Annotated in this window: 20 protein-coding genes; 6 read left to right on the top strand and 14 right to left on the bottom strand. The window is 71.4% G+C overall.

Annotated features, from left to right (window positions below):
• Positions 1–215: 215 nt before the first annotated feature.
• Positions 216–980 carry an SDR family oxidoreductase gene (locus WME85_RS10915; RefSeq protein ID WP_437837534.1) on the bottom strand — a complete coding sequence of 255 codons (765 nt, stop codon included), beginning with the start codon at positions 978–980 and terminating at the stop codon, positions 216–218.
• Between the two features lie 164 nt (positions 981–1144).
• Here WME85_RS10915 and WME85_RS10910 point away from each other — a divergent pair, with 164 nt between their 5' ends.
• Positions 1145–1567: a hypothetical protein gene (locus WME85_RS10910; protein WP_437837533.1), complete on the top strand. Its 423-nt coding sequence runs from the start codon at positions 1145–1147 to the stop codon at positions 1565–1567.
• Positions 1568–1630: 63 nt separating this feature from the next.
• Here the strand turns inward: WME85_RS10910 and WME85_RS10905 are convergent, their stop codons facing one another.
• The 3 genes from WME85_RS10905 to WME85_RS10895 form a co-directional block, all read right to left on the bottom strand.
• Positions 1631–2299 carry a sigma-70 family RNA polymerase sigma factor gene (locus tag WME85_RS10905; protein WP_437837532.1) on the bottom strand — a complete coding sequence of 223 codons (669 nt, stop codon included), beginning with the start codon at positions 2297–2299 and terminating at the stop codon, positions 1631–1633.
• A 2-nt stretch (positions 2300–2301) separates the two neighbouring features.
• A complete protein-coding gene (locus WME85_RS10900; RefSeq protein ID WP_437837531.1) occupies positions 2302–2544 on the bottom strand; it encodes a hypothetical protein in 243 nt (80 codons plus the stop codon).
• A gap of 63 nt (positions 2545–2607) precedes the next feature.
• Positions 2608–3132, bottom strand: a complete 525-nt coding sequence (locus tag WME85_RS10895; RefSeq protein WP_437837530.1) for a hypothetical protein — start codon at positions 3130–3132, stop codon at positions 2608–2610.
• Between the two features lie 231 nt (positions 3133–3363).
• Here WME85_RS10895 and ftsH point away from each other — a divergent pair, with 231 nt between their 5' ends.
• Positions 3364–5214: an ATP-dependent zinc metalloprotease FtsH gene (gene ftsH, locus WME85_RS10890; protein WP_437837529.1), complete on the top strand. Its 1851-nt coding sequence runs from the start codon at positions 3364–3366 to the stop codon at positions 5212–5214.
• Here ftsH and lepB read toward each other — a convergent pair.
• Positions 5197–5931: a signal peptidase I gene (lepB, locus tag WME85_RS10885; protein WP_437837528.1), complete on the bottom strand. Its 735-nt coding sequence runs from the start codon at positions 5929–5931 to the stop codon at positions 5197–5199. The genes ftsH and lepB overlap by 18 nt on opposite strands.
• A 47-nt stretch (positions 5932–5978) precedes the next feature.
• Between lepB and WME85_RS10880 the strand changes: the two genes are divergently transcribed.
• The 3 genes from WME85_RS10880 (at position 5979) to WME85_RS10870 (ending at position 10247) form a co-directional block, all read left to right on the top strand.
• Positions 5979–6839: a shikimate dehydrogenase gene (locus tag WME85_RS10880; RefSeq protein WP_437837527.1), complete on the top strand. Its 861-nt coding sequence runs from the start codon at positions 5979–5981 to the stop codon at positions 6837–6839.
• Between the two features lie 154 nt (positions 6840–6993).
• Positions 6994–8037, top strand: a complete 1044-nt coding sequence (locus WME85_RS10875; RefSeq protein WP_437837526.1) for an arginine N-succinyltransferase — start codon at positions 6994–6996, stop codon at positions 8035–8037.
• 125 nt (positions 8038–8162) lie between these two features.
• Complete coding sequence (locus WME85_RS10870; RefSeq protein WP_437837525.1) at positions 8163–10247, top strand: FAD-dependent oxidoreductase; 2085 nt, start codon at positions 8163–8165, stop codon at positions 10245–10247.
• Here WME85_RS10870 and WME85_RS10865 read toward each other — a convergent pair.
• From WME85_RS10865 to WME85_RS10830, 8 genes are all read right to left on the bottom strand, one after another.
• On the bottom strand, positions 10236–10970 hold the full coding sequence (locus tag WME85_RS10865) for an ABC transporter ATP-binding protein (RefSeq protein ID WP_437309052.1): 735 nt from the start codon (positions 10968–10970) through the stop codon (positions 10236–10238). The two genes, WME85_RS10870 and WME85_RS10865, sit on opposite strands and share 12 nt — an antisense overlap.
• A gap of 7 nt (positions 10971–10977) precedes the next feature.
• Complete coding sequence (locus WME85_RS10860) at positions 10978–13134, bottom strand: FtsX-like permease family protein (RefSeq protein ID WP_437837524.1); 2157 nt, start codon at positions 13132–13134, stop codon at positions 10978–10980.
• Positions 13131–14843: a lysine--tRNA ligase gene (lysS, locus tag WME85_RS10855; RefSeq protein ID WP_437837523.1), complete on the bottom strand. Its 1713-nt coding sequence runs from the start codon at positions 14841–14843 to the stop codon at positions 13131–13133. The genes WME85_RS10860 and lysS overlap by 4 nt, the downstream gene beginning before the upstream one ends.
• Positions 14840–15983, bottom strand: a protein-coding gene (gene prfB, locus WME85_RS10850; protein WP_437837522.1) for a peptide chain release factor 2 whose coding sequence is annotated in 2 segments (ribosomal slippage) — positions 14840–15913 and positions 15915–15983 — 1143 coding nt in all. Because the reading frame shifts where the segments join, the coding sequence is not laid out codon by codon here. Before prfB ends, lysS begins: the two co-directional genes overlap by 4 nt.
• A gap of 187 nt (positions 15984–16170) precedes the next feature.
• Positions 16171–16545, bottom strand: a complete 375-nt coding sequence (locus tag WME85_RS10845; protein ID WP_437837521.1) for a hypothetical protein — start codon at positions 16543–16545, stop codon at positions 16171–16173.
• A 410-nt stretch (positions 16546–16955) separates the two neighbouring features.
• The gene (locus WME85_RS10840; protein ID WP_437837520.1) at positions 16956–17483 is read right to left on the bottom strand and encodes a hypothetical protein; all 528 of its coding nucleotides are present in this window, start codon (positions 17481–17483) and stop codon (positions 16956–16958) included.
• A 112-nt stretch (positions 17484–17595) separates the two neighbouring features.
• Positions 17596–18408, bottom strand: a complete 813-nt coding sequence (locus tag WME85_RS10835) for a hypothetical protein (protein ID WP_437837519.1) — start codon at positions 18406–18408, stop codon at positions 17596–17598.
• Positions 18409–18595: 187 nt separating this feature from the next.
• A complete protein-coding gene (locus WME85_RS10830; RefSeq protein WP_437837518.1) occupies positions 18596–20317 on the bottom strand; it encodes a DUF885 domain-containing protein in 1722 nt (573 codons plus the stop codon).
• Positions 20318–20433: 116 nt separating this feature from the next.
• Between WME85_RS10830 and WME85_RS10825 the strand changes: the two genes are divergently transcribed.
• Complete coding sequence (locus WME85_RS10825) at positions 20434–21591, top strand: S1C family serine protease (RefSeq protein ID WP_437837517.1); 1158 nt, start codon at positions 20434–20436, stop codon at positions 21589–21591.
• A 140-nt stretch (positions 21592–21731) separates the two neighbouring features.
• Here the strand turns inward: WME85_RS10825 and WME85_RS10820 are convergent, their stop codons facing one another.
• Positions 21732–24968: an efflux RND transporter permease subunit gene (locus WME85_RS10820; protein WP_437837516.1), complete on the bottom strand. Its 3237-nt coding sequence runs from the start codon at positions 24966–24968 to the stop codon at positions 21732–21734.
• Between the last annotated feature and the right edge of the window lie 40 nt (positions 24969–25008).

Raw genomic sequence — 25008 nt, 5'->3', positions numbered from 1 at the left:
CCGGGTCGCACGCGCCGGAGGCGCTGGCGGAGCGAGGCGTCGGGCCGGAAAAGGAAACGCGGCGGGGGGCCGCCGGGCGGGTTGGTTGTGCGGAGGGAGTCCCGTGACGAGCGCCGGCGAGGCGCGCAGGCGGCGAGGCGCGCAGGCGGCGAGGCGCACAGGCGGCGAGGCGCACAGGCGGCGAGGCGCGCGGGCGGCGGAGGCCGCCGGCGGCGTCACATCGTGAGGCCGCCGTCGACGTCGATGCAGCGGCCGTTGAAGTACTCGCACTCGATCACGAAGCGCACGGCCTGCCAGATGTCCTCGGGCACGCCGATGCGGCCGACGGGGATCATGGCGACCAGGGCGTCACGGGCCTTCTGGTGCATGCCCTGGGTCATCGGCGTCTCGATCATGCCCGGCGCGACGGCGCCGACGCGGATGCCGAACGGCGCGAACTCGAGCGCCCAGGTCTTCGTGTTCGCCGCGAGCGCGCTCTTCGCGGCCGTGTAGTTCGACTGACCGCGGTTGCCGTGGCGCGCGATGGAGCTGATGTTGACGATGACGCCCTTCTGCTCGGCCTCGACCATCTTCGCGACGACCTCGCGGACCATGAGCGTGGCGCCCGTCAGGTTGACGTCGATCACGGCCTGCCACTGCGCGGCGCTCAGCTTGACCACCGCCCCCGTCTGGCGGTCCTTCTTGACGAGCAGGCCGTCGCGCAGGATGCCGGCGTTGTTGACGAGGCCGTTCAGGCCCCCCATCGCCTCGTGCGCGAAGCGGACGAACGCCTCGACCTCCGCCTCCACCGCCACGTTGAACGGCCGCGCATGGATCTTCCCGGGGAGGTCCTTGCCCGCCTCGACGAGCGACGCGAGCCCCTCCTCGTTCACGTCGCCCGCGGCGACCTGACCCCCGAACTCCGCGAGCCGCAGCGCATAGTGGCGCCCCAGTCCCTGGGCGGCGCCTGTGACCACAAACTTCGTGTCCTCGAGTCGCATATCGCATTCCTCCAGGGATCGCTCCCGATCGCTGTCCCGAACCTCGGAACGCGCCGTCTACCACGAGCCGGCGAGGCGGCGGGAGACGTTGCGACGCGCGGGCGCGCCCGCGCTGCGACGCGCTAGCCGCTTGCGCCGGGTCGCATCGATGTTATTCAGCGCCCATGAGGTCGATCGCGCTCGCCGTCGCCGTGTGCGCCGGCACCCTGACGCTCGCGCCGGCCTGTGACCGCGCGCCCCCTGTCCCCGAAACCTCCGATCCGACGGGCAAGGATCTCGTCGTCGGCGCCGTCGTCGCGGCCACCGAGAGGAGCGGAGGGATCCGCATCTACAAGGTCGTCGAGGTGGAAGACCTGCCCGAGCCGTTCGGGCGAGACCTGCACATGATCGCCTACGATCCCAAGGTGCAGACCTTCCAGGAAGCCGCGGAGCTCCGCCGCAAGGGCAAGCTGACCGTCGCGAAGGACCACATGATGGTCCGGCTCGTGAACTTCATGCCGCGCGACCACCGCGTGATCAGCAACGAGCCGGTCAGCGACGAGGAGCGGGCCCCCTACCTCCGCTCGGTCCAGAGCCGGCAGCGGTGACCGCCGCCGCCCATCCGCCAACGGACAACGAACAACGAAGGGCGATGCGCCCGCGCAGCGCGATCAGCGCGCTGCGCGCAGCCGCTCGCCGAGCCGCTCGATGGCCTGGCTGTGCAGGCGGCTCGCCCAGCTCTTGCTGATCCCGAGATCCTGCGCGATCTGATCGAAGCGCTCTCCGTCGAAGTAGTGGCGCTCCACGAGGGCGCGCTCGCGCTCGGGGAGCTCACGCACGGCGTCGCGCACGAACCGCGCGAGCTGGGCGCGCGAGGCGCACTCCTCGGGGCTGTCCGCGGCGTCGGGGACCGCAGCGACGTCGCCGTGGGCCGAGACCAGGCCGAGCGCCATCGCGGCCGCGTGCCCGGCGAGCAGGCCGCCGAGCCGCGCGGCGTAGGCCTCCTGCGTGGCAGGCACGTCGGCGTCATCGTCCGCCCCGCGCCCCTCCGCGAACCGCGCCGAAGCGGCGAGCGCGCTGGCGCGCGCCGCCGCGGAGCGCCAGCGAGTCTCCCGCCGGATGCCGTCGAAGATCGCCCACCGGATCTTCCGCTTGGCGTACGCCTCGAACGTGGACCGGGCCGGGTCGTACGTCCGCGCCACCTCGAGCAGCGCCGGGTGCCCGAGCGCGACCAGATCCTCGACCGGGATGCGGCGTCCGAGGCGGCGCGCGATGCGCCTCGCGACCAGGTGCAGCAGCTCGAGCCCCTCGGCGATCAGCCGGTCCTCCGGAGCGCGCACCGCTACCCCGCCTTGACGCGGCCGGCGGCGCCGAGAACCCCGAAGGCCCGCTCGCCGCTCTCGTCGACCTCGCGCGGGTGCGCGCGCCGGAGGAGGCGGATCGCCTCCTCGTCGTGCAGCAAGACCTCCGCGAGCTGCTCGCGCATCCACGCGACCTCGTGCGCCGGCAGGCGGTCCACGTACGGCGCCACGGCGGCGTCGACCTGAGCGGCGATCCAGGGGTCATCGAGGAGCGAAGCGTCCATGGGCGCAGCATTATATCCGCATCGAGCGCGCCGTCACCCGGCGCGCGCCGGTCCGCAGACGCGTCACTTGTGCGGCGGCGACGCGTTGAGGCAGGCCTCGAAGGCCTGGACGGTCCGCGCGTCGAACGCGCACTTGAGCGACCCGGGATCCACGTGCTTGCCGACGTTCTGCTCGCACATCTGCGCGTACTGATCGCCCAGCTTGGCGGCGACGACGTCGATCTTCTTCTCCGTCTCGCCGCGCTGCTCCGGCGTGAGCTTGGCGCTCAGCGCCCCGACCTGCTCCGTGCGCGTGAGCACCGTGAGCTTCTTGCCGAGCTCGACGCAGTCGCCGTGCATGAGCGAGTAGTCGTCCGGCACGGAGTCGTCTCGCCGCGGCGCTGCGGACGCCGAGGCAGGCGCCGCGGCGACCGCTTCGGCCTCCGGCGCCTCGGCGCCCGAGGCGGCCTCTGGCGTGGGCTCCACGCCCGCCGCGGGCTCCTCCTGCCGCTCGGGCTCGGGCTGCTCGGCCGGAGGCGGCGGCGCTCCGGCGCACCCGAGCAGCAGCATCGATACAGGACCGGTGATCAAGACAAGAGCTCTCCCCATGCGACAAGGGTTGATCGGTTCGCGGCGTGCGTCCATGCCGCGCCGGACGCGCTCGTCCCTGTGAATCTGTGAAGCGGTGCTGTGAGGCGGTGGCGCGGTGAAGCGGAGCGGGCGGCCATCGATCGACCTCCACCGACCTCGACACCGCCTTGGCAGGCTCCGTGCAGGGCGCACCGTGGCGACAGGCCCGGGCTTGCCGGCGAAGTCGCCTGTCGGCGCGGAGGCGCGCGCATGCGGTCGCTCTGGATTGTTCTCGTCCTGGTGCTCGGATCGGCGCTGCTGATTCACGTGGTGATGGCCTCCGACAGCCGCATCCCGTACGCGCGTTTCCGCGCGCTCGCGGAGAGCGGAGAGCTCGCCGAGGTCGAGATCCGCGACGACGTGTACATCGGACGGCAAGCGTCCGGCCTGAGCGCGGGCGCGCTGCAGAGCTACCGCACGGGGCGCATCGAGCAGACCGAGAAGGATCTGCTCGCGGCTCTCGATCGGCGCCGGGTCCCGTACACGCGCGTCGCGGACGGGCGAGGGCTCCTGCCGTACCTCTGGCTGGTGCTGCCGCTCGCCGGGCTGGTCGCGGCGGTCCAGCTCGCCTCGCGCCGGGCGACCACGGTGGGGAACGTTCCGAACGCCGCGACCACGTTCGGCAAGAACCGGGCGCGGGTCTACGAGGAGCGAGGGGCGACGACGACCTTCCGCGACGTGGCCGGCAGCGCCGAGGCGAAGGCCGAGCTCGCCGAGATCGTCGACTTCCTGAAGGCGCCCGAGCGGTACGAGAAGCTCGGCGGCCGCATGCCCAGAGGGGTGCTCCTCGTGGGCCCGCCCGGCACCGGCAAGACGCTGCTCGCGCGGGCGATCGCGGGAGAGGCGAGCGTCCCCTTCTTCAGCGCGTGCGGGTCGGAGTTCGTGGAGATGTTCGTCGGCGTCGGCGCCGCGCGCGTGCGGGATCTGTTCTCCCAGGCGCGCGAGAAGGGGCCGTGCATCGTGTTCATCGACGAGCTCGACGCGGTCGGCAAGGCCCGAGGCCTGGGCGGCTCCGTCGGCGGCCACGACGAGCGCGAGCAGACGCTCAACCAGCTGCTGACCGAGCTGGACGGGTTCGACGCGCGCACGGCCATGGTCGTGATCGCCGCGACGAACCGCGCCGAGATCCTCGACCCAGCGCTGCTCAGGGCGGGGCGGTTCGACCGCCGGGTGCACGTCGACAGGCCCGATCACTGCGAGCGGAAGGAGATCCTCGCGGTGCACGCGAAGAAGGTGGCGCTCGACCCGGACGCGGATCTCGACGCCATGGCCGCGCAGACATCCGGGCTCGTCGGCGCCGATCTCGCGAACATCGTCAACGAGGCGGCGCTGCTCGCGGCGCGGCGCAGGGCGGCCACGGTGGGGCAGAGCGATCTGGAGGCCGCGATCGAGCGCGGGGTGGCGGGGCTCGAGCGGCGCGGGCGGCGGCTCGGCGCGCGCGAGAAGCTGGTGGTCGCCTACCACGAGGTGGGGCACGCGCTGGCGGCCACGCTGCTGCCGACGCAGGACCCGGTGCGCAAGGTGTCCGTGGTGCCGCGCGGGCCGGGGGCGCTCGGGTACACGATGCAGCAGCCGCGCGAGGACCGTTACCTGTGGAGCCGGCAGGAGATCCTCGACCGGCTGGTCGTGCTGCTCGGAGGGCGCGTCGCCGAGGAAGAGGCCGTCGGGGACGTGTCGACCGGCGCGCAGGACGATCTGCTGAACGCGACGGAGCTCGCGCGGCGCATGGTGCGCGAGCTCGGGATGGGCCAGGGGGTGGGGCTCTCGGCGCTGGAGCCGCGCCGGGCGCTGTCGTTCCTCGACGAGGCGCGGGGCGGGCCGCCCGCGAGCGCGGGGCCGCGGGAGTGCAGCGACGTGACGGCGCGCGAGGTCGACGCGGAGGTCGCGCGGCTCCTCGCGGACGCGGAGGCGCGGGCGCGGGCGATCATCCACGCGCACCGCGCGGCGCTCGAGCGCATCGCCGCCCGGCTCTACGAGGTGGAGACCCTGAGCGGCGAGGAGCTCAGGGCGATGATGGCGAGCGGCGGAGCGCCGAGCGCGCGCTCAGTCGACGCTCCGTAGCGCGCGGGACATGTCGAAGCCGGCGGCGTCGTGGTGATAGACCACGCGGAGCACGCGGCCGCGGACGAGCTCCCGCGGCACCGCCCCCATGATCCGGCTGTCGAGCGAGGCGGCGCGGTTGTCGCCCATCACGAACAGGTGGTCCGGCGGCACGACGACCGGCCCGAAGGCGGCGAAGTCAGGCTCGCCCGCGGCGTGCGTGACCGGGCCGAGGTGCTCCACGCGCGAGCCGTCGCCGAGCTGCTCGACCGGCTGCGCGACGCCATCGACGTACAGCACGCCGTCGCGGAGCATCACCGTCTGGCCGGGGAGCGCGATCACCCGCTTGACGAGGAGGGTGGAGCCGCCGCGCGGATCGGCGAAGAGCACCACGTCGCCGGCGCTCGGCCCGCTGCCGTCGAACAGGGTACGATGGGTGAGCGGGACGCGGACCCCGTAGGCGACCTTGTCGACCAGGATGCGGTCGCCCGGGGCGATCGTCGGCCACATCGAGCCGGTGGGGACATGGTACTGGTCCGCGAGGGTCGAGCGGCCGAGCGTGAGGATCGCGAGGGCCGCGAGCAGCTTGAGGAGGCCGCGCGCGAACGGCGCGACCGTCTGGTAGGCGCGCCGCGCGAACGCGCGATCGGACCGGGGCGTGAACAGGCCTGCCTTCGCGGGCTCGAGGCACGCTGTCGCAGCCTCCGCCGCCGGCCGGGGGGAGCCGGGATCGCTCATCTCCGCCGGGGCTAGCATCCGCGCTCGAGACAGGCCAGCTTCGCCGCATGCACCGCTGTACTTCATCGACTGCACCATTCTCCCGAGGTCTGGGCCGCCTCACACTCTGCGGATCAATGTCGCTTCATCCGGTATCGACAGGTGCCGCGATGCACCTCGCCGGCTACCGCGCGCTGGGGCTCGACTTTACCTATATCCCTTTTGCGGTGACCGATGTTGAAGGCGCGACGCGCGGGATGCGGGCGCTCGGAATCCGCGGCCTCGGTGTGTCGATGCCCTACAAGCAGGCGGTAATTCCGCTGCTCGACGAGATCGACCCGGTCGCCGCGCGGATCGGCGCGGTGAACACGATCGTCAACGAGGACGGGCGCCTCCGGGGCTACAACACCGACTGGATCGGCGCCGTGCGGGCGCTCGAGGAGGTGACGCGGCTCGGGGGCGCGCGGGTGCTGCTCCTCGGCGCCGGCGGCGCGGCGCGGGCTGTGGCGTTCGGGCTGGCGGAGCGCGGCGCGACCGTCACGGTCGCGAACCGCGACCTCGAGAAGGCGCGGCAGCTCGCCGCGGCGGTCGGCGGGACGGCCGTGCCCCTCGACGCCGGGGCGCTCTCACCCGAGGCGCTCTCGCCCGAGCACAGCGTCCTCGTCAACGCCACGTCGCTCGGGATGGCCGAGGTCGACCCGCGGAGCCCCGTCCCGGAGGAGGCGCTCCGGGAAGATCTCCTGGTCATGGACATCGTGTACAAGCCGATGGTCACGGAGCTCGTGGAGGCAGCGCGGCGGCGCGGGGCGAGCGCCGTTCACGGCGGGAGGATGCTCCTCCACCAGGCGGCAGAGCAGTTCCGGCTGTACACCGGGCACGAGCCGCCGCTCGACGCCATGGATGAGGCGCTGCGCGCTCAGCTCGGCTGACGCGCGCGCCGCCGGGCCCGGTCGCGCTGTCCGCGCCAGGTGCCGCCCAGCCGGCGCGAGACGCGCGGCGAGCTCTGTCGTACGTCTCACTGCGCCTGGCGCGCCCCCTAAGGAGCAATGGCGAAGGGCGAGCGCCACGCGTAGTCTTCAGGCGATGATCTCGTTCGAAATACGCGCAGCCGTGACCGGCGACGAGGAGCAGCTCCTCGATGTCGCGCGCCACCTGAACTCGGTCAACCTGCCGAACAACCGTGACGCAATCCACGAGATCGTCGCCGAGAGCCATAAGAGTTTCAGCGGGGCGATCCAGGACCCTCGCCTCCGCCAATACGTCTTCGTGCTCGTCGATCTGACGAAGGGCGGCAGGGGGACCATCGTCGGGACGTCGATGATCATCGCGCAGCTCGGGCGGCGCGGCATCCCGTACATCTTCTTCGACGTGCTCGACGAGGAGAAATACTCGGCCACGATCGACAAGCACTTCCATCATACGGTGCTGCGCATCGGCTATTCGTACAACGGCCCCACGGAGATCGGAGGACTTGTGCTCATGCCAGGCCACCGGCAAGGGCCCGAGCGGCTCGGCACCATGATCTCCTATGTTCGCTTCCTCTACATGGCCGCGCGCCCCGAGCTCTTCCAGGAGGAGATCCTCGCGGAGCTGATGCCCCCGCTCGAGCCGGACGGCACAAGCCACCTCTGGGAGGCGCTCGGGCGCAAGTTCACCGACATGAGCTATGCCGACGCAGACCTCCTCTCCAAGAAGAACAAGGAGTTCATCAAGGGCCTCTTCCCGGAGGGGACCATCTACGCCTCGCTGCTGCCCGAGGACGCGCAGCGCGTGATCGGAAAGGTCGGGTCGCAGACCCGAGGGGTGGAGAAGCTCCTGCGCCGCATCGGCTTCCGCTACGCCCACCGGGTCGATCCGTTCGACGGCGGGCCGCACTTCACCGCCCGCATGGACGAGATCTCCCTCGTGAGCGACACGCGCCGGGGGAAGGCGGGCCGCCCGTTCGCGCCGAGCCCGTCGGACCCGAAGGGCATCCTCGCGCTCGAGCGCCCCGATCCCCCCTACTTCCGCGCGGTCACCGCGTCCTTCCGCGATGAGGGCGCGCGCGGCCTCGCGATCGCCGAGGACGCCTGGGAGCACCTCGCCCTACAGCCACTCTCGCCTGTCTGGGTCCTGCCCATGCCGTAGCCACAGCCGCGGACGCCTGCGCGCTTCGTCTGGAACGCGCGCGCCCTGCGGCTCAGGTCGCCTTGCTCCGTGACGATTCTGTTGCTACAGAATTAACAGAAGTTTTCGCACGGGAGTTCGACGACATGGCCCTGGGATTGGACTTCGATTTCAGGCGCTTGCCCGCGCTGGAGCGGAGGGGGCTCCGGCCCGGGGCGGCGACGCAGGACGAGCGCGGCGCGGAGAGCGCGCCGGTGGCAGCAGCGGGCGGCGCGGAGGCCGGGCTCTCGGAGCGGGAGAGGCGCATCGCGGCCGCGCTCGCCGAGGCGGCCATGCCGCCCGGCCGCTTCCTCGAGGGCGCTGGCGCCGCGACCGCCAGCCGCCTCGCGGGATGGCTCTCCTCGATCCCGCCGCACCTCGCGCAGGGGCTGCGCGCGGCGCTGTGGGCGATGGAGCTCGCCCCCATGGCGACCCGGCTCAGGCCGCTGTCGGCGCTGCCGCTCGAGGAGCGGATGGAGGTGCTCCGCGGCTTCGAGCAGAGCCGCGCGCGGGCGCTGCGCTCGCTGCTGCGCGCCGTGCTCACGCCGCTGCGGTTCCTCCACTACGACCGGCCCGAGATGTTCCAGCACGTCGGCTGCCGCTACGAGCTGCCCACGGTCCGCAACGAGGAGCCCCGCTGGCTGGCGCAGGTGACGAGCGGGCGCGAGGTCGAGGAGGACATGGAGCTCGAGTGCGAGGTGCTCGTGATCGGCACCGGCGCCGGCGGGGCGGCCGCGGCCTACGAGCTCGCGTCGCGGGGGCACGCGGTGCTGATGCTCGAGGAGGGCGACTACCACCGCCGCGCGAGCTTCACCGGGCGGCCTGCGCGCGCGTACCGGGACATGTACCGCGATCACGGGCTCGACATGGCGGTCGGCAACGTGAGCATCCCGGTGTTCGCGGGGCGGGCCGTCGGGGGGAGCACCGTGATCAACTCCGGCACCTGCTACAGGGCGCCGGAGAGCACCTTCGCGTCCTGGCGAGACGGCATGGGGTTGCCGGCGGAGTTCTCGTCCGACGGGCTCGCCCCCTATTACGAACGCGTCGAGCGCATGCTCCAGGTCGCCCCGGCCAACCCGCTGCACCTCGGGGCGATCGGGCCGATCGTCCAGCGCGGCGCGGAGCGGCTCGGCCTCCGGCACGGGCCGCTCCAGCGCAACGCGCCGGACTGCGATGGGCAGGGGATCTGCTGCTTCGGCTGCCCCACGGGGGCGAAGCGCTCGACCGACGTGAGCTACGTGCCCGAGGCGCTGAAGCGCGGCGCGCAGCTCATCACGGCGGCGCGCGTCAGGACGATCGACATCGTGGCCGGGCGCGCGCGGGGCGCGACGGCGATCCTCGGCGGCGACACCAGGGCCGGAGCGGCTGGCGGCGGGGGCCGAAAAGGACGGCGGCGACCGCGGCTCGTGGTCAGGGCGGAGGCGGTCGTGGTGGCCGGCGGCGCGCTCATGACGCCGCTGCTCCTGCGCCGGAGCGGCGCGTGCCTCTCGAGCGGCATGCTGGGGAAGAACCTCTCGATCCACCCGGCGTCCAAGGTGATGGCGCTCTTCGATGAGCGGATCGACCAGTGGCAGGGCATCCCGCAGGGCTACCAGATCGACCACTTCGCCGACGAGGGGCTGATGTTCGAGGGGGGCTCGCTCCCGTTCGACGTCGCCGCGCTCGCCGTGCCGTGGACGGGGCGCCGCTACACCGAGCTGATGGAGCGGTATCCGCACCTCGCGACGTTCGGGTTCATGATCAAGGACACGAGCCGCGGCGAGGTGAGGCCCGGGATCGGCGGCACGCCGCTCGTGCTCTACACGATGAACGACGAGGACGTCGCGAAGATGCAGCGCGGGATCGAGCTGCTCTCCGAGGTGTTCCTGGCCGCCGGGGCGCGGCGGGTCCTGCCGCTCGTCGCGGGCTGCGACGAGGTGAACGGCCCCGCGGACCTGGAGCGGCTCAGGGCGCGGCAGATCAAGGCGGGGGACCTGGACATCGCCGCGTTCCACCCGCTCGGGACGTGCCGTATCGGGGTGGATCCGCGGACGTCGTGCCTCGGGCTGGACCAGCAGGCGCACGACGTCGCCGGGCTCTACGTGTGCGACGGGAGCGCGATCCCCTCGTCGCTCGGCGTGAACCCGCAGATGACCATCATGGCCATGTCGCTGCGCGCGGCCGAGCTCCTGAGCGAGCGGCTATCCGGCTGAGCCGGCGCGGTACCCGATGGCGGCGGCGCGCTCGCTGCCGATGCGATCGCTCTCGATGGCCCCGTCGCGCATGGTCACCACGCGCGGCATCGACTCGGCGAAGCTGAGGTTGTGCGTCACCACCACGACCGTGGTGCCGTGCTTGCGGTTCATCTCGAAGAACAGCTGGTGGATCGAGTCGCTCGTCGCCGTGTCGAGGTTCCCCGTCGGCTCGTCGGCGAGGAGGAGCTTCGGCGACAGGACGAGCGCCCGCGCCAGCGCCACCCGCTGCTGCTCGCCGCCCGACAGCTCCCCCGGCCGGTGCGTCGCGCGCTCCGCGAGCCCGACCTCGGCGAGGAGCGAGCGCGCGAGCGGCTCCATCTCGCGGCGGGTCTTCCCCTGGATGAGCCCCGGCATCATCACGTTCTCGACCGCGTTGAACTCGGGGAGCAGGTGGTGGAACTGGAAGACGAAGCCGATCGTCCGGTTGCGGATCGCCGCGAGGCGCGAGCTCGGGAGCCCGGTGAGCTCGTCGTTGCCGAGGCGGATGCGGCCGCTCGTCGGGAGGTCCAGCGTGCCGATGCAGTGGAGGAACGTGCTCTTGCCGGCGCCGGAGGGGCCCACGAACGCCACGACCTCGCCCTGGTTGATGACGATGTCGATGCCGCAGAGCACGTGGAGCTCGCGCCCCATGTGGACGAACGTCTTGCGGAGGTCTTCGACGACGACGAGCGGAGTGGACATGGGATGATTACTCGTAGCGGAGCCCGTCGACCGGAGAGAGCTTCGAGGCGGCGCGGGCCGGGTAGAGGGTGGCGATGGTGCAGATGAGCAGCGCCGCCGCGGCGACCATCGCATAGTCGGAGCCGTTCACGTTCACGGGCAGCCGGTCGATGTAATAGACGTCGGGGTCGAGCCGGACGCCGAACCAGGACAGGCCCGTGCAGGCCGCGAGCGCGGTGCCGACACCGTAGACGGTGCCGATGGCGCCGATGATGACGCCCTCGAGCATGAAGACGCGCATCACGGCGTTGTCGGAGGCCCCGAGCGCCTTGAGGACGGCGATCTCCTTGCCCTTCTCCGTCACCATGAGGAGCAGCGTGCAGACGATGCAGAAGCTCGCGACGGCGATGGCGATGGACAGGATGATGAACGTCGCGATCTTCTCCAGCTTGAGCGCGCTGAAGAGGTTCTTGTTCATCTCCATCCAGTCGCGGACGCGGAGCTCCGGAGGCGGCTTGCCTCCCTCCGGCGGCGGCTCGTCCAGCGCCGCGCTCGCGGCGATCGCCGCCTCCACGGCCGGGCGGACCTCCTGCACCCGCTCGGGATCCGGGACCCGGATGTCGATGTGGGTGATCTTGTCCTCGAGGCTGAAGAACTTCTGCGCCTCTTCCATCAAGACGTACGCGTGCGTGACGTCGTACTCGTACATGCCGCTATAGAAGATCGCCGCGACGCGGAACCTGCGGGAGCGCGGCATGACGCCGGTGGGACCGAGCTCGCCCATGGGCGACAGGAGGGTCACCTCGTCCCCGACGAGCACGTGGAGCGACTTCGCGAGCTCGCGGCCGATGATGACGCCGGGGTACACGCGCGTCTGCTGCTTCAGGATGTCGCGCACCGACGGGTCGACGTCCGACGGCTGGCGGAAGTCCGGCCCCTTGAAGTACGGCTCCCCGCCGGGGCCCCGGCCGATGATCTCCTCGGGAGGCAGGCTCGTCAGCTTCTCGGGGTCGCGCAGGTAGTCGAAGCTGCCGACCTCGATGTTCTTGGCGAGGTCGATGACCTGTCCGATGGTGTCCGGATCGATGCCGCGGACGAGGGCGCCGGCGGTGTTCGAGGCGCTGGAGCCCATCGCCTCGCCCGCCACGACGGGCGTCGCGGCGGCACCGTAGGGCGCGAGCGCGACGCGCACCTTGGTGAGCTTGTCGTCCCAGTCGCCGAAGCCGCCGGGGCGGGAGACGTCGACGACCATGTGCGCGTTGTTGCCGAGGATCTTGCGCTTCAGGTCGGCGCCGAAGCCGCCCATGATGCTCGTCACCGAGCACAGGGCGCACGAGCTGACGCCGACCCCGGCCATCGACAGGACCGAGATCACCGTGAGGAAGCCGCTCTTCGAGGCGCGCACGTGGCGCGCGCCGACGTAGGGGACGAAGCTCCGGCGCTCGAGGGTGTCGAGGATGATCGGCAGCAACGCCGACAGCACGAAGAACAGGAAGACGACGCTCGAGATGACGGCGGTGAAGCGGATGACCTGGTCGGTGGCGTTGACCGACGCGAGCCGCCCCGTGGGCATCCTGGCCGTGAGCGCCGCCGTCACCCCGAACGTCACGCCCACGAGCGCGCCCCACCACCAGAGGAGCGCGCGGAATAGACCTTTCCGGACAGGGCGGCTCCCGGCGAAGGCGTAGCCCATGCCCACGCCGACCAGGGCGCCTCCGAAGATCCACTTGGAAGTCGGCTGGATGGGCAGGACCGCGCCCCAGAGGACGACGATCGCGAGCGCGGTGAGCAGGGACGCCGCGCCGAGCGTCCTGAGCACCTTGCGGGCCGTCAGCCCGCGAGCGCCGAAGAGCGAGGCGGTGTCCGTTCGGGCCCGTACCAACCGAAGGACGCCCCCCACGATCAACCCGGCCACGAGCGCCCCTATCCGCGCGGCGTTCGTGGAGAAGAAGGCGGCGATGAGCCCGAAGGTCTTCGAGCGCTCGCCGGACGCGAAGAACGTGAGCGCGAGCAAGCTGACGCCCACGGCCGCGCACACGAGCCCGATGCGCGTGACCGTGGGCCGCCGCGGCTCCAGCTCCCCCTTCTGGCCGAAGCGGGTATGGCCGCGCCAGACGAGCAGGAGGACGCCCAGCGCGACGGCGGCGAGGAGCGCGATCTGTAGCGGCTTCGAGAGCTCTGTCACGTGTCGGTCTCGGGGCGGAGCAGGGGGAATAGGATGACGTCGCGGATCGACGTCGCGCCGGTGAGGAGCATCGTCAGCCGATCGATCCCCATGCCGAAGCCCGCCGTGGGCGGGAGGCCGTGCTCCAGGGCGCGGACGTAGTCGGCGTCGTAGTCCATCGTCTCCTCCTCGCCCCGGGACTTCTTGGCGACCTGCGCGCGGAAGCGCGCGTCCTGGTCCTCGGGATCGTTGAGCTCGCTGAAGGCGTTGCAGAGCTCGCGGCCGTCGATGAAGAGCTCGAAGCGGTCGACCAGCGCAGGGTCGCTGTCCTTCTTGCGCGCGAGCGGCGAGACCTCGAAGGGGTAGTCGATGATGAAGACAGGGATGCTCTTGTCGCCCGCCTCGGTGCGGTAGTCCCTCGTGAGGAACGGCTCCACCACGTACTCGTAGGCGGAGAAGACGAGCTCCCCGGGCGACTCGCACTTCTTCGCGCCCGCGCGGAAGTTCGTCCAGTCGATCTCCCGCCCGCTCGCCTTCGCCGCCTTCGCCCACTCCTTGATGGGGGCGTCGTCCGCGGCGATGCGCTGCGGGACGTCGGCCGGCAGGCCCGACTTCGAGAGGGCGCGGGCGATCCCCTCGGCCATGGGGACGCGCGCGAAGCGCTCGAGCGAGTACGTGCGCTGCGCGGTCCACGCCGCGTGCTCGGCCGGGAGCCGCTCGGCGAGCCGGGCGTCGACGTGGCGGAGCATCGCCTCGGTCCCGTCCATCAGGGTCTCGTACGTCGCGTACGCCTGGTAGTACTCGATCATCGTGAACTCGGGGTTGTGCCGCGTCGACAGTCCCTCGTTCCGGTAGCAGCGGGCGATCTCGTAGACGCGCTCGAAGCCGCCGACCACGAGCCGCTTCAGGAAGAGCTCGGGCGCGATGCGCAGGAAGAGCTCGAGGTCGAGCGCGTTGTGGTGGGTCTTGAACGGCTTCGCCGTCGCGCCGCCGACGAGCGTGTGCATCGTCGGGGTCTCGACCTCGAGGAAGCCGCGCGCGTCGAGGAACTCGCGGAGCGCGGCGACGATCGCGCTGCGGGCGCGGAAGACCCCCGCGACGTGCGGGTTGGCCACGAGGTCGACGTACCGCATGCGGTAGCGCGACTCGACGTCCTTGAAGCTCGTCTTGGTCGGCAGCGGGCGGTAGGCCTTCGTGAGCAGCCGGAGGCGCTCGGCGCGGATCGAGAGCTCGCCCTTCTGCGTCGCCATCGCGACGCCGCGAGCCTCGATGAAATCGCCGAGGTCGATGTCCTCGAGCCGCTCGAACTCGGCGAGGCTGCCCTGCTCGCAGTAGAGCTGGAGCTCGCCGGTGCGGTCGCGCAGCCGGACGAACGTGACGCCGCCGAACGAGCGCACGAAGAGCACCCGGCCAGCGACGCGGAACGGGAGCGGCTCGACGCGCGCCGGATCGTACCGGTCTGCCGCCGGCCGGTCCGGCGCCGCGCCCTCGGCCTTCGGCTCGGCCGCGGCCCGCGCGCCGTCGAAGCGCGCGCGGACGGCCGCGAGCTCGGTGAGCGGCTCGCCCGCCGTGACGTCGTTGGCGAACGGATTCTCGCCGCGATCGCGGAGGCGCGCCGCCTTCGCCTTGCGGGTCGCGATCAGCGTCTCCTCGGCGCGCGCGGCCTCGGCGGCCTCCTTCACGAGCCGCTCGGCCTTCCTGTCGTTCGGCCTGTCTTTTTGCTGGCTCACTGAGCGTCGTCCTCCGAGAGCGAGCCGCCCTTCCGGAGCGAGCCGCCCGCCGCGGCGAGCAGGTAGGCCTCGATGAAGCCCTCGAGATCGCCGTCGAGCACGGCGTCCACGTCGGTGGCCTCGGTGGAGGTGCGGACGTCCTTGACGAGCCGGTACGGCGCGAGGACGTAGTTCCTGATCTGGCTGCCGAAGTTGATGGCGCTCTTCGAGGCGTTGTAGGCCTGGACCTCGGCCTCCCGCTTCTGGAGCTCCATCTCGTACAGCTTCGCCTTGAGGACCTTCATCGCCATCGCGCGGTTCTGGTGCTGGCTGCGCTCGGCGCGGCAGACGATGTTGAGGCCGGTCGGGATGTGCCGCAGACGAACGGCCGTCTCGACCTTGTTCACGTTCTGCCCGCCCTTGCCGCCGGCGCGCATCGTCGTGATCTCGATGTCCTTCTCGTTCACCTGGATGTTGATCTCGTCGTCGCTGTCCGGGGTGACCTCGACGGCGGCGAACGCTGTCTGACGCGTGTGATCGGCGTTGAACGGGCTCATCCGGACGAGCCGGTGGACGCCGGCCTCGGAGCGGAGGTAGCCGTAGGCGGCGTCGCCGCCCACCGTGAAGGTGACGGCGTCGATGCCGGCCTCGTCCCCGTCCTGGTAGTCGATGATCTCCGTCTTGTAGCCCCGGCGCTCGCAGAAGCGCAGGTACATGCGGAGGAGCATGGACGCCCAGTCCTTCGCGTCGGTGCCGCCGGCCCCCGGGTGGATGCTGACGATGGCGTTCCCGCGGTCGGCGGGGCCGGCCAGCATGCGGTCGAGCTCGGCCTTGCGCAGGCGCGCGGCGATCGTGTCGGCCTGCGCGTCGGCGTCGGCGATGACGCCCTCGTCGCCCTCGGCAGCGCCGAGCTCGAGGTACTCCGCGAGATCCTCGATCTCGCGGCCGAGCTTCTGCGCCATCTCGAGCTTCGACTCGACCTGGGCGCGCTTGCGGAGGACGGCTTGGGCTTTTTCCTGATCGTTCCAGAACCCGGACGACAGCGTCGTCTGGGTCAGATCCTGGAGCATCCGTTCGAGCTTGGGGACGTCAAAGATGCCCCCTTAGCGCCTCAAAGCGCCGTTTGATGTCCAGGACTTTCTCGCGGGTCTCGGAGAGCATGGCGGGGGATCTATTCGATCCGGGCGGCGATCGCCAGGAGAGACCGCCGCGCGTGAACGGACGCCAGCGTCCCCCGCCCGGGGCGCTGGCGAGGCGCTCCTCGACGCAGCGCACGCAGCGCACGCAGCGCACGCAGCGCACGCAGCGCACGCAGCGCACGCAGCGCGTGGGCGTGGCCGCCCGCTCCTCACGCGGGCGTCGGCGCGGGGGCAGACCTCTGGAAGGCGCGACGGATCGCGGGCCAGACACGCCGGGATCCCCGCGCGCCGAGCGGTTGCCGGAGCGCGTCCTTGATGGCCTTCATGGTGACCTCGGGAGGCGACGCCGGGCTGCTCAGCGCGCGGTCGAGGTAGCGTCCCAGGAGCTCCGTCAGGGCGATGGCGGTGACCGCGTTGGAGAAGAGGCCGGCCACGGGGATGAGGCCGAGCGTGAAGTTGGCGAAGAGCCGCACGGCCGCGCCGCCCCAGATGATCTTGCTCACCTGCAGCCACGGGGCCTCGAGGAGCGGGACGCCCCGGTGCCGTGTCATCGACACGGAGAAGCAGTATTGAATGGGAACCACGATCAACTCATCTGCACCTGGGATGGGCTGCGTGACGAAGCTCGTCACTGCGGCCACGGCAGAATACGCGTTGGTCATGCGGCGGGTCTTCGCGTCCATCGACGGTATATACGGCGCAGAGCCAGCTGCCGGGAGGTCGGGACGAGCCTGTCGGCCCGGGGCGCCGCGCGCCAGATCGAGCGCAGATCACGCCCGACCTGGACGAAGCAGGGGAGTCTCCGCGCGCCTCGGTGTCTTCAGGATCTGGCGGTCTCCGCGAGAGGCGGACAACAGGGGATCTCCCCGACGAGCGGGAGCGACCTGCGCGTCGAGCTACCGAGGGCACAGGGATCGCCGTCCTCTCTCCCGCGCTCGCGGCGCGTCGGCCTCTTCCTCTGCAGAGCCGCCGGCGCTCTCCAGCGCCGCCGGCGCTACGGATCGAGCCCCTCCCGGCACGCGACCCTGAGCTCGGCGAGCGCGGCGACGAGCGACTCCCGCTCGCTCCGCCACGCCGGAGAGTCGTCCTCGGCGTCGCGCCGGCGGAGGTGCTCGCGCGCCTCGTCCCAGAGCGGGCGGGGAGGCTCCTCTGCGGGCACGCGCTGGCGCAGGGCGTCCACGAGGCGGAGCACGCGCTCGACGCGCGTCAGCGCCTCGCCGAGCGGCACTTCGCCCGCCTTGCAGCGCCGGAGCAGGCCGCACTCGTAGCTGCTGCACACGGCGAAGCGCGTCTCGTAGACGGTGCATTTCCGGTCGCGGTGGCAGGGGCACGGCAGCCTGAAGGCGTCGTGGTACTGGTTGCAGGCGAGCGGCAGGCGCAGCTTGTCCGCGAGCGGGAGCTCTTGCTCCTCGAGCGGCGCGACGTCGAAGAGCAGCCCCGTGCAGCAGAGGCCGCACGCGGTGCAGAGGTCCGAGCCGCTCGGCCGCGCCTCGGGGGCGTCGCTCGCTGGGGGAGAGCTCACCCGTCTCGATTGGCACGCTCGCGGCGGGGCGTCGAGCCGGGAGGCGGGCGGGCGCGGCGCGCCCGACGTGCCCGGAGGCAGGCACGGGCGCGCGCACGTCGGCGAGCGAGCCTCAGTACACGATCTGCGAGTAGGGACAGCGCGCCTGGATCTCCTCGACGTCGCACGGCTCGGGCGGCATGCAGTTGAAATACTCCGGGCAGCTCGCGTCCTGCTCGCAGCCACAGCCGCACGCGTTCCCGAAGTAGTCCGTATTTTCAGGGCAGATGAAGTCGATGACCTGGCACTGCTCCGGGCTGTCGGCCACGTAGCTGCGCCACCACTCGGCCTCCGGGTCGCACGCGCAAGCGCGCTCGGTGCACGCGATGGCGCCGTCGGCCGTGCACGTGCATGTGTTGCAGCCGTCGGGGGACGGGAACGACTCGCCCGGCTTGTAGTCGATGCCATCCTGGGTGCAGCCCTCGGCGCAGAAGACGTCCGTGCAGATGAGGTTGCCGTCGGCGTCGCACGTGCAGCTGTTGCAGCCGTCGTTCGCCGGGAACTCCGCCCCAGGCTCGCACCCGTGGCACGCGATCTTGGTGCAGCCGACGTTGCCGCTGCCGGAGGGGTCGCACGTGCACGTGTTGCAGCCATCCGAGGCGGGGAAGGACGCGCCGGGGGGATGGTCGACGCCGTCGTAGGTACAGCCGGCGGCGCACGCCACGTCGGTGCACGCGACCGCCCCATCCTCGTTGCAGAAGCAGGTGTTGCATCCGTCCCCGTCCGGGAACGAGTCGCCAGGGTCGTGGACGACCCCCTCCCACTCGCAGGTGGTCCCGCCACCCACGACGTTGATGTTGCAGCCCGCGAGCGCGCCCGCGGAAGCGAGGGCAGCGAACGAGAGCAGGCCGCTGACGTGGAACCAAGAAAGACGGTGGGCTGTCATGGGATTCGCTCCTGTGCCAGAGAATGCCAGCGCGACGCCCGGAGGAACCTGCCTCCGCGGCGCGGTGGAAGGCGCTGGGACCCGGGAAAGAAAGGACCGTGCCAGACGCACCCGGCGGCGCTCGGCGTGCGGCCAGCGGCGAGGCGCTCGCCGCCCCGCGCGCTCCGCGGCTCCGCGGAGCGCGCCCTCAGCTCGCCGCCTCGCCCTCCGGATCCTCGAGGACGATCTCGCGCAGGTGGTCGAGCCCGACCGACCCGGAGCCGATCACCCTGGCGTGGAACGCCTTCAGGTCGAAGGCCTCACCCTGCCGGCGCCGGAGCTCCTCGCGCAGCTCCAGGACGACCCGCTCACCCACCTTGTAGCAGATCGCCTGCCCCGGCCAGCCGAGGTAGCGCGTCGCCTCGCTGTGGGCGTGCTCCAGCGTGAGGAAAGCCCGGCGGTGAAGGTACTCGACGGCGGTCTCGTAACTCCATGGCTCCCCGGCGTGGAGCGGGGCGTGCGAGGGGATCGGCAGATCGAGGTGCATGCCGATGTCGAGCACGACGCGGTAGGCGCGCGTGAGCTTGCCCGAGAGCATCCCGAGCACGTACTCCGGGCGCTCGAAATACCCGAGCTCGTACATCAGTTGCTCGGCGTAGAGCGCCCACCCCTCGGCGTGACCGGAGTTCGTCACCAGGAAGCGATGGAGCCGGCTCAGCCGGTCCTCGAGGTGCACCTGGAGCCCGCACTGCAGGTGATGGCCGGGAAAGCCCTCGTGGTACGCGATGGTGATCTCCTCGTAGAGCGGGAACTCGCGCTTCGCGCCCGGGGCGTACCAGACGGTGCCGGGCCGCTTGAAGCCGTCGCTCGGGGGCACGTAGTACGCGCCGAGCGCGCCGCCCGGCGGGGCCATCTTCACCTCGATCTGGCGGATGGGCGCCGGGATGTCGAAGTGGACGCCGTCAAGCTCGGCGAGCGCCCGCCGCTGGCGCTCGGACATGATGCGGAGGAACTCGTCCGCATCATGCGCGCACCGCGCCGGGTCGGTCGTGAGCCGCTCGATCACCTCGGGCAGCGACGCGCCCGGGAGGATCTCGTCCGCGAGGCGGACCATCTGGGCCTCAATGGCGTGCACCTCGGACCAGCCCCATGCGTACGTCTCGATGGGGTCGATGCTCGCCCCGAGGAAGCGGCGCGAAAGGCGCAGGTAGCGCTCCCGCCCCACCGCGTCCACGGCGCGGGCGCTGGGCAGGTAGGTCTGCTCCAGGTACCCGGCGAGCGCGCCGAACGCGGCGCGCGCCCGCTCGGCCCCGGCGGCGAGGCGCTCGCGGCCAGCGCCCACGGCGAAGCCGGACGCCTCGTAGGCGGCCGGCAGCGTGAGGAAAAACGACGCCTCGCCCGCCTGGTAACGCGCCTGCTCGATGACGGCGACCACCTGGCGACGCGCGACGACCTGGCCCGTCCGGCGCCCCTCCTCCAGCGACGCGCGGTAGCTGTCGCAGGCGTGCGGCAGGCCCTCGAGGCGCGACGCGACCGCGTCCCAGCCGGCGGCGCTCCCGAGATCCATGAGGTCGAAGACCATCCGGAGGTGCTGGAACGGCGACTCGATGTTGTTCAGATCGCGCAGGTGCTCGCCGTGGCGGAAATCGTCGAGCCGCTCGTCCAGGTAATCGGCCATGACACGGCGTGCGAGGCGCCCCCACCGCGCCTCTGGCCCGCGAGGAGGCGGCAGCGACCGGAGCCGCTCGCGGAAGGACGCGAGCGTGGAGGCCCAGTCCGCGGCGCCCGCCGGGCTCCAGTCGTTCCAGGCGCCCTCGTCGCACGAGATGCCTGCCAGGGTGGCGTGAGCGGGGCAGCGGGCGGCGAAGGCTTCGACGAACTCGTCGCTCAGGGCGAAGATCGGATCGCGCGCGTCGTGGTTGTGTTTCACCGCGACAGCATATGCGGCCACGCCTGAATTTTCTCCGTGCGCGCGAGACGATCCGGCGGGTCTTCGTTACGCTTGGTGGAGGGAGACCGCTCACGCGCGGCGCCCCGGGGAGCGACATGAACCACCGCAGCCTGCCAGGCGAGCTCCATGACGACGACCGGCGCCCCGGCGCCGCTCCTCCCGCGCGCCCCCATCCCCCGCGGCGGCCCGTCTGGCCGCGCCTCGCCGGGCTCGTCGCGGCGGCGGCGCTGGCGGCGCTCGGCTGCGGCGCCGGCTCCTCCGGCCAGCACGCGAGCGCGGCGTCGCGGGAGGCCGCCGCGATGACGCCGGCCCAGATCGCGGCGCGCGCCACGCCGGCGGTCGTCACGATCCGCGGCGACGGCTCGCTGGGGGCAGGCTTCCTCGTCCGCGAGGACGGGTGGATCGCGACGAATTTCCACGTCATCGCCGGGATGCCGGACCTCCAGGTGGTCCTCTGGGATCAGAGCGAGCACCCGGTGCTCGAGGTGCTCGCGTTCGACGAGGATCGGGACCTCGCGATCGTCCGGATCCACGCGCCGCGGAGGCTCCCGCTGCTGCCCCTCGGCGACAGCGGCGCGGTCCGCCCGGGCGATCCGGTCGTCGCGATCGGCCACCCGCTCGGCCTCGCCGACACCGTGTCGAACGGCCTCGTGAGCGCGGTGCGCGTGGTCGACCCCGCGCTCACGTTGCTGCAGATCTCCGCGCCGATCGCCCCGGGCTCCTCGGGCGGGCCGCTGTTCAACGAGCGGGGCGAGGTGATCGGCGTCGCCGCCGCGGTCGCGACGCAGGGGCAGAACCTCAACTTCGGCGTGCCCGCGGCCTACCTCAAGAAGCTGCTGGTGCACCCGGATCCCGTCCCGCTCTCGACGTTCGCGGCCGAGACGGCCGACGAGGAGCCGTCGCTCCCGGCGGTCAAGCGCTCGGTGCCCCACCACGCGCTCTCGCTGCTCCGCGGGTGCACGGAGGGCGACCTCCTCGTGCTGGCGCGGACGATGGACGGCGCGATCCAGGTCGGCTCGCCGCTCTACAACGAGGGAGATTTCGCTTCCTGCTATCACATCTACGAGGGCGCCGCGCTCGACATGGAGCGCCGGCTCGGCGCCGCGTGCAGGGGCCCGAAGCAGGCGCTCGCCGAGGGCCGCCGCAAGGCCGCCAGGCTCGACGACAACGCCGCCCAGGCCTGGGCGATGCGCGACGCCTTCGACGGTCTTCTCGATGTGATCTTGCGCAAGGTCCACGGCGACGCGGAGTGAGCGGCGCCTGATCGCGGCGCGCTCGTCGGCGAGCGCTCGGCGCTGGTCGGCGAGCGCTCGGCGCTGGTCGGCGAGCGCTCGGCCATCGCTCCAGCGCCGGGCGCGTGCGCGCCGCGGCCCTGGAGCGCAGCCAGCCGCCGCTAGTCGAGGTGAGCCGGCGCCGGCCGGCCCCCCTCGTGCGCGACCGCGGCGCGCGCCGCAGCGCCGTGGTGCCCCGCGTGCCCCGCCGCGACCATCCCATCGCCCGCCGGAGCGACGCCGCCATCCCCCGCCCCGCCAGGCGCGCCCTGGTCGTCGCTGCCCCGCATGAAGGGCAGGACCCGCTTCAGCCACGACGAGACGTCGTCGAAGAGCGAGTAGGCCACCGGGGTCGCGAGCAGCGTCAGGAGGAGCGCCAGCGTCTGCCCGCCGATGATCACGAAGCCGGTCGCGCGGTTCGTCCCGGAGCCCGCGCCGCTCGAGGCGACGAGCGGGATCATGCCGGCCACGAACGCGAGCGTGGTCATGAGGATCGGCCGGAGCCTGTCGCGGTTCGCCTCCAGGATGGCCTGCGCCCGCGGCAGGCCGTGCTCGCGCAGCTTGATGGTGTGATCGATCTGGAGGATCGAGTTCTTCTTCACGACGCCGAACAGCACGACGATGCCCAGCAGCGAGAAGATGTTGAGCGACTGGCGGAAGATGATGACCGCCAGGAACGCGAACGGCACCGTCAGCGGCAGCGACAGGAGGATCGTGATCGGGTGCAGCCACGACTCGAACTGCGCCGCGAGCACGAGGTACATGAAGACCAGCGAGAGGAGGAGGGCGACCATGAAGCTCTTCATCATCTTGACGAGCTCCTTCGACGCGCCGACCGGGCCGGCGGAGTAGCCGGAGGCGAGGTTCATCTGCGCCGTGGCCTTGTCGAGCTCCTGGACGATGGTCTGCTGCGAGTAGCCCGCCTCGAGGTTGGCCGTCAGCATGATCTGCCGCTGGCGGTTGTACCGCTCGATGCGCGACGGGCCCGTCCCCTCGGAGAACGTCACCACGTTGTCGAGCGTGACCGCGCCGAGCTTGGTCGACGGCACCGTGATCTTCGCGAGGCCCTCCTTGTCGGAGCGGAAGCTCGGCAGCGCGCGCGCGCGCACCTCGTACTGCTCCCCGCCCTCGTTGTAGGTCGACACCTTGTACCCGCCCACGAGCAGGCGCAGGGTGCTGGCCACGTCGCCGACCTGCACGCCGAGATCGGCGGCCTTCTTGCGATCGATGAGCACCCGGATCTCCGGCTTGCCGACGAGCAGCGTCGTGTCCGGGTCGACGACGCCCGGCATCGCCTTCAGCTTCTCGAGCAGCGCGCCGGAGTACTGGCCGATCCGCTGGAGGTCGGGGCCCTGGATCTGGTAGGCGATCTGGACGTTCTGGCCGCCGGAGAAGGCGGGCACGGGGCCGATGCTCCCCCGGAGCTTCTCCGCGTCGATCTTCGGCTTGAGCTCTCGCCGGGCGCGATCGATGAGGTCCTGCTGCGACAGATCGCGCTCGCTCGCCGGCTTCAGCTTCACGTAGATGCTGGCGACGTTCGGCGTCTTCTGCGGGTCGTCGCCGATCGTCGTCAGCGTGTAGAGCACGCCCGGGAGCTTCTCGAGATCCGTCGCGAGCCGCGTGGCGATGACGCGCGTCCCGTCGAGGCTCACGCCCTCGGGCGCGCGCATGGTGACCTGGAACTGCGACTCGTCCTCGATCGGGAGGAAGTTGAACTTCGCGAGGCCGCCCAGCACCGGGATCGAGACCAGCGCCAGGAGCGAGGCGAGCACGATCACCCAGCGGTGCGCCATCGACCAGCGGAGGAGCGCCATGTACGTGCGCTCGATCGGCCCGTAGAAGCGAGACTCCTTGGAGCTGTGCGCGTCGTGCTTCTCCGGCTTCTTCAGCCACCGCGCCGACAGCATCGGCGTCAGGGTGAAGCTCACGATCAGCGACACCAGGATCGAGAACGCCATGGTGAGGCCGAACGAGTTCAGGAACCGGCCGACGATGCCGCTCATGAACGCGACCGGGAGGAACACCGCGATCAGCGAGAGCGTCGTCGCGAGCACGGCGGGGCCGATCTCCCGCGTGCCCTGGAGCGCCGCCTCCCACGGGCTCACGCCCTTCTCCTCGATCCAGCGGTAGCAGTTCTCGAGGACGACGATCGCGTCGTCGATCACGATGCCGACCGCCAGGGTCAGCGCGAGGAGCGTGATCCCGTTGAGCGTGAAGCCCGCCACCTTCATCAGGGCGAAGGTGGAGATGATGCTCGTCGGGATCGCGATCGCGGAGATGAGCGTGCTGCGCGCGTTCGCGAGGAAGAGCGCGACGATGATCGCGGCGAGCAGCGCGCCGAGCACGAGGTGCTCCTTCACCGCGTTGACCGAGTTCTTGATGAACTCCGACTGATCGCGCGCGATGACGATCTCGTAGCCCTGGGGGAGGCGCTTCTCGACCTCGCTGATCCTCGCCTTGAGCCCGTCGATGACCTCGACGGTGTTCGTCCCGCTCTGCTTGCGGATGCTGAGGAGCACGGCGGGGTTGAGGCCGCGGAAGCCGGCCGACTCCTGCTCCGCCATGCCGTCCTGGACCTCCGCGACGTCGCCGAGCCGGACGGAGTAGCCGTCGCGGTTCGCGAGCACGATGTCCTCCATCTGCTCGACCGATTGCACGCGGCCGCGCGTCCGAAGGGTGAGCGCCCTGCCGCCTTGCTCGATGCGTCCGGCCGGGATCTCGACGTTCTGGCTCGCCAGCGCCTGGGCCACGACGCCGCCCGTCAGCGAGTACTTCTCGAGCTTCTCCGGATCGATCCAGACGTTGATCTGGCGGCTCCGGCCGCCGATGACGAGCACCTGGCCGACGCCGGCGAGCGACTCCAGCTCGCGCCGCAGCGTCTTGTCGGCGAACTCGGTCACCTCGCGGACGTCCGCTTTCTGGGACGAGACGGCGAGCGTGAGGATCGGGGCGGCGTCCGGGTCCATCTTGCTCACGATCGGCGGCTCGATGCCCTCCGGGAGCTCCGCGAGGACGCTCTCGACCTTGTCCCGGACCTCCTGCGCGGCCACGTCGACGTCCTTCTCGAGCTGGAAGCCGATCATGACCTGGCTCAGCCCCTCGACCGAGACCGAGCGCAGCTCGTCGATGCCGCTGACGGTGTTGACCGCGGACTCCAGCTTGTCGGAGATCTCCGTCTCCACCTCCTCGGGCGCGGCCCCGGGGAGGACCGTCGTCACGACGATGAACGGGAACTCCACCTTCGGGAAACGATCCACGCCGAGGCCGAAATACGAGAACGCCCCGAGCACCGTGAGGAGCAGGACGATCACCGTGGCCAACACCGGCCTACGGATGCAGATTGCCGCGAGCCATTGCATGGTCGCTACCTTTCTTCAGTGATGAGACGCCGGTGCGCAG

It is taken from the genome of Sorangium sp. So ce1153, from assembly GCF_051521595.1.
GTDB lineage: Bacteria > Myxococcota_A > Polyangia > Polyangiales > Polyangiaceae > Sorangium.
This window is presented reverse-complemented; position numbering and strand designations above follow the sequence as displayed.

Excerpts from the sequence above, each read along its gene's own strand:
- WME85_RS10915 (WP_437837534.1), bottom strand. The coding sequence starts at position 980 with ATGCGACTCGAGGACACGAAGTTTGTGGTCACAGGCGCCGCCCAGGGA.
- WME85_RS10910 (WP_437837533.1), top strand. The coding sequence starts at position 1,145 with ATGAGGTCGATCGCGCTCGCCGTCGCCGTGTGCGCCGGCACCCTGACG.
- WME85_RS10900 (WP_437837531.1), bottom strand. The coding sequence starts at position 2,544 with ATGGACGCTTCGCTCCTCGATGACCCCTGGATCGCCGCTCAGGTCGAC.
- WME85_RS10895 (WP_437837530.1), bottom strand. The coding sequence starts at position 3,132 with ATGGGGAGAGCTCTTGTCTTGATCACCGGTCCTGTATCGATGCTGCTG.
- ftsH (WP_437837529.1), top strand. The coding sequence starts at position 3,364 with ATGCGGTCGCTCTGGATTGTTCTCGTCCTGGTGCTCGGATCGGCGCTG.
- lepB (WP_437837528.1), bottom strand. The coding sequence starts at position 5,931 with ATGAGCGATCCCGGCTCCCCCCGGCCGGCGGCGGAGGCTGCGACAGCG.
- WME85_RS10880 (WP_437837527.1), top strand. The coding sequence starts at position 5,979 with ATGCACCGCTGTACTTCATCGACTGCACCATTCTCCCGAGGTCTGGGC.
- WME85_RS10875 (WP_437837526.1), top strand. The coding sequence starts at position 6,994 with ATGATCTCGTTCGAAATACGCGCAGCCGTGACCGGCGACGAGGAGCAG.
- WME85_RS10870 (WP_437837525.1), top strand. The coding sequence starts at position 8,163 with ATGGCCCTGGGATTGGACTTCGATTTCAGGCGCTTGCCCGCGCTGGAG.
- WME85_RS10865 (WP_437309052.1), bottom strand. The coding sequence starts at position 10,970 with ATGTCCACTCCGCTCGTCGTCGTCGAAGACCTCCGCAAGACGTTCGTC.
- WME85_RS10835 (WP_437837519.1), bottom strand. The coding sequence starts at position 18,408 with ATGACAGCCCACCGTCTTTCTTGGTTCCACGTCAGCGGCCTGCTCTCG.
- WME85_RS10825 (WP_437837517.1), top strand. The coding sequence starts at position 20,434 with ATGAACCACCGCAGCCTGCCAGGCGAGCTCCATGACGACGACCGGCGC.
- WME85_RS10820 (WP_437837516.1), bottom strand. The coding sequence starts at position 24,968 with ATGCAATGGCTCGCGGCAATCTGCATCCGTAGGCCGGTGTTGGCCACG.